2 protein-coding genes are annotated in these 4,385 nt (G+C 59.2%); one reads left to right on the forward strand and one right to left on the reverse strand.

Annotated features, from left to right (window positions below):
- Positions 1 to 289: 289 nt before the first annotated feature.
- The gene (locus JNN07_21235; protein MBL9170273.1) at positions 290 to 2,362 is read left to right on the forward strand and encodes a hypothetical protein; all 2,073 of its coding nucleotides are present in this window, start codon (positions 290 to 292) and stop codon (positions 2,360 to 2,362) included.
- A gap of 196 nt (positions 2,363 to 2,558) precedes the next feature.
- Here JNN07_21235 and JNN07_21240 read toward each other — a convergent pair whose 3' ends face one another.
- A complete protein-coding gene (locus JNN07_21240; protein ID MBL9170274.1) occupies positions 2,559 to 3,914 on the reverse strand; it encodes an alkaline phosphatase family protein in 1,356 nt (451 codons plus the stop codon).
- Positions 3,915 to 4,385: the final 471 nt, after the last annotated feature.

Raw genomic sequence — 4,385 nt, forward strand, 5'->3', positions numbered from 1 at the left:
CAGGGTTCGCAACCCACGATGGGGTTGTGGATTCTATGGCGTTTTCCCCAGGGTAGCTCGTTCCTCCCAACCCTGGGCTTTGAGGCGCAATCCCGTTGGGATAGGGAGGAAGCCCTCCGAACTTGTGGGTAATACTCAGAGCCCTCTACCGCTTTCGTCCCCACAGCGGAGCTGGAATCCCCCTCTTTCCCCGCCCGAAATTCGTTCTTCACATTTCTCCAGCTCTTTCTAACCTCTGCGACCTTACTTTGAGTTGTCTGGCATTGAATAGAATTTACTAAATTGAACTATGGCTGCTGATACGTCTGTTGCGAAACCGGTGGACGCTCCTCCCCTGAAAGCGTTGACCGTGAAGTCCAAACTGGCCTCGACTCCTCGTCAGGCTCCGAAGTATGCGGTTCGGGTGAAAAACGCTGCGGGCCAAGAGGTTGTGGTGGCTTGCCCCCGGGCGACCCGAGCGCTGGTAGCGCTGATGGACGTTCATGCGGTTAATGGCGGAGCGGCTTGTCATTGGGGAGGTCCCGCTGCCTTCGCTGAGATGTTGGCCGCCGTCCATTCGATCATGTTCTCCGTCCAGGGAAGGGAATGGCATGAGGCCTACCATTTTGTGAATGACGCGGGCCATGCCGAAAACGGCATCTATGCCTTGCGGTCCAACTACGGCTTCGATGGCATGACCTTCGAGAGCTTGAAGGGATTTCGCGGCATCAAGAGCAAGCTGACCGGCCACGGCGAAGCACATTTGAATCCCGAGGGCGTGCTTATGAGCAACGGCCCGCTCGGCTCCGCGTTTCCTCAAGCGCAAGGGTTGGCCATGGCCGACAAAGTGTCCGGGCGCGATCGCGTCACCCTGTGCGTGGTGTCCGATGGCGCTTCGATGGAAGGTGAAGCCAAGGAAGCGTTCGCCGCCGTCCCGGGTCTCGCAGCCAAGGGTCGGATGAACCCGTTTGTCGCGGTTATTTCCGACAACGACACCAAGCTGTCCGGCCGGATCACCAAGGACTCTTTCTCCATGCAGCCGTCCTTCGAGGCCCTCGCGGTGTTGGGTTGGAATGTGATCAAGGTCCCCAACGGTCACGATCTCCAGGCGGTCTACCTCGCGGTGGAGAAGGGAATCGCTGAAGCGAAGGCCAATCCGAGTCGACCGGTCGCGCTCTGGATCAAGACCATCAAGGGCTACGGTGTGAAATCGACGGAGGAGAACTCCGCTGGCGGTCATGGGTTCCCTCTGGCCAATGGTGAGAAAATTGTCGAGTTCGTGAGCGAGATCTACGGCGGGCAACCGCCGGAAGAGTTCGCCACCTGGGCCAAGGCTCTGCGCACCGATTGGGAGCAAAAGGAAGCCGCTAAGAAAGCCAAAGCGGCTGCTGCTCCGGCGACCGCCGCCCCGGCGGTGAAGAAGGACAAGGTCCAGAGCGGGTTGGCCAAAGGCGCGGTTCGCGCGGCCAGCGAGGGCTATCCGGTCTACTCCATTTCCTCGGACGTTCAGGGCTCCACGGGAATCAGCTCCTTCCAGAAGAGCCTTCCGGATCGTTTTGTGGAAGTCGGGATCGCCGAATCCAACATGGTCAGCGTCGCCGCCGGATTCTCCAAAGCGGGCTATATCCCCATTGTGGATACCTTCGGTCAATTCGGCGTCACCAAGGGGAATCTCCCCCTGACGATGGCGGCCTTGTCCCAAGCTCCGGTCATCGCGATGTTCTCCCATGTCGGGTTCCAGGATGCGGCGGATGGAGCTTCTCACCAGGCTACCACCTATTTTGCCGCGACCAGTTCCATTCCGCACACGGTCGTGATCGCTCCTTCCTGCTCGGATGAAGCGGAGGCCTTCATGTATGAGGCCATCAAGCGCATCGCTGCCGATCGTCAAGCCGGCAAGGATGGCGAGAGCCACCTGTTCTTCGTGGGACGCGAGAATTATCCCCTCACCTGGGTTGAAGGCGCGAAGTTCGAATGGGGCAAGGCGCAGGTGCTCCGCACGGGCAACGATGTCGTGCTCGTCGCCTCGGGACCCTTGCTCAGCAAGGCGATCGACGCGGGTAAGAAACTCGCCGATCTGGGCATTCAAGCCACGGTGATCAACAACCCGTTCATCAACCGGGTGGATGTGGCTACCATCGGCGAAGCCGTGAAACGCTGCTCCGGCCGTTTGGTGACCATCGAGGATCATCAGGCCATCGGCGGCATGGGCGCTCAGGTGTCGCATGCTCTGTCCGACGCTGGCATTGCGCATCGGCTGAAGACCTTGGCGATCCATGGCGAGTTCGGTCAGTCGGCGTATCTCGCCGACGAGCTGTATCAGGCGCATGGACTCACCGCGGACAAACTGGTGGAAGCGGCCCAGGCCTTGATCAAGGGATGAGTGATGAGTGATGAGGGATGAGTGATGAGTTGCCGAAGGGGCATCGTCCGCAGACGGAGGATGGTACAAGGCGCTCCCAACTCGTCACTCACTACCACTCGTCACTCAGATCGTGCCACCGCGGTCCATATGAAAAACTCCTCTCCCCTCAGCCGGAAGAAGGTTTTTTGCCGGGGAGTCCGCTAGGTCTGGGCCGCTACTCGAGGATTTGGGTGAGCACTTTGCCGTCGGTTCGGCCGAAGGATAAACCGAGCAGTTTGGCGAGCGTCGGCGCGACATCAATGTTGTCGACGAGGCCAATCGCAGCCTGGCGACGGATGCCGCGGCCGGTGGCTATGAACAGCGCGTTCATTTTGGGATTGGTGGACAGGTAACCGTGATACCCGGCGTTGACCGAGCCGCCGGTCGGTTGCACGTAGTCGGTTCCCGACACCAGTCCAGAGACCCCGTAGCCGTCCTTGGCGACGAGGAGAAGGTCCCCCATCCCGGAATTTTCGGACGGGGTGGGGAGGCCCAATTCGGCGAAGCGGTCCGGAGTTAGGACTTCTGCAATTCCTTCTTTTCCAAGCAACAGTTCGAGAACTTTCTTTCTGTCCTCATCGCGAGTGGCCGGTTGGGTCAGGTACAGCATTCCGGTTCCTCCTTCGGGAACCAGTTGAGCCCTCGTCCTCGTGATTACTCCGGCGGGGGTGGTTTCGAGAAGTCCAGCCTGTTTGAGCAACACATTGGGAAGGATGACTTTTTCCGCCATCGCGAACCCGTGATCCGCCACAATCAGCAGCGTGGTCTGGTCGCGAATTCCTGCATCGTCGAGTGCACTAAGGACATCACGAATGTAATAGTCAGCCAACGTTAGCGCCGTGTATCTCGCCGGAGATCCGGGCCCGTATTTGTGGTGAATCCCATCCATGTTGAGTAAATGCAGCAGGAGGAAATGAGGCTTGCGGGTTCGGATGACGTGACAGGCGGCTTCCTTCCATACTGTGTCGCGCGCGGGCCCACTCAGCGTTGAGAATGTCTCGTCGGTAGGATCCGCCAGCACTCCCTGTCCGACCAACTCCTGTCTTAGCCTGGGGGTGGTGAAGAAGAGATTCTGGGGAACGTCCGGGAAGTCGTCGTCCAAAGTTCCTGCGTTGCGCGTGCATGGCCAATTGATTCCGGCTGTCCGACGTCCGGCGGCATGAACCAGATCAAACAGGGTTGGTACTGCAACCAGATCCTTTTTGTCCTTCCTACCGTCGACAGACATAACTCCCGTGCCGCTTCGGGTCATGATGCCATTAAACAGGACGCTGTGTTGCCGAGCCCTCATCCCGGTGACCAAGGTGGTGTGGTTGGGCCAGGTCATGGTCGGGTTGGAAACTCGCATGCCTTCGGCGGACACGCCGTGGCGAGCGAGCGCCCGCAACGTGGGGATGGAGGCCTTCGGATCGTTCAAGGCGGAGGCAGGGAACCCGTCGATGGTAATCAAGATTACATGGGATTCAGCAGTGATGCCGGTGAGGGGGAGCAGAACGAAGAGTAATATCCACAGGTGGATGCCAAGGTGCATGCAATTCACTAACCAATCCAGGTCTCTCCTGTCCACTGCGAAGGAATTCTTTTTCTGATCCCTTCACCAGAGGTTCCTACGATCGTGGCGATCCATGGCGAGTTCGGTCAGTCAGCGTATCTCGCCGATGAGCTGTATCAGGTTCATGGGCCCACTGCGGACAAGTTGGTGGAAGCGGCCTAAGCCCTGATCAAGGGCTGAGTGACGCTGGGATGGGGGCGCTATGGACTGCGGAGACATGTCTCCGCTTTTCGTGCGGGCGACGGAGTGGCTGAGGGTGCGCCGATTGTGAATGCGTGGGTCGGAGGGGGCAAGGCGGTGCGAATGAAAAGCGGTGTCGTGCCCTGAGCATTACCCACAAGTTCGGAGGGCTTCCTCCCTATCCCAACGGGATTGCGCCTCAAAGCCCAGGGTTGGGAGGAACGAGCTACCCTGGGGAAAACGCCATAGAATCCACAACCCCATCGTGGG

This window comes from Verrucomicrobiales bacterium (assembly GCA_016793885.1).
In the GTDB taxonomy this organism is placed as follows: Bacteria; Verrucomicrobiota; Verrucomicrobiia; order Limisphaerales; family UBA11320; genus UBA11320.

Coding starts and splice junctions, on each gene's coding strand:
- JNN07_21235 (MBL9170273.1), top strand. CDS start 290: ATGGCTGCTGATACGTCTGTTGCGAAACCGGTGGACGCTCCTCCCCTG.
- JNN07_21240 (MBL9170274.1), bottom strand. CDS start 3,914: ATGCACCTTGGCATCCACCTGTGGATATTACTCTTCGTTCTGCTCCCC.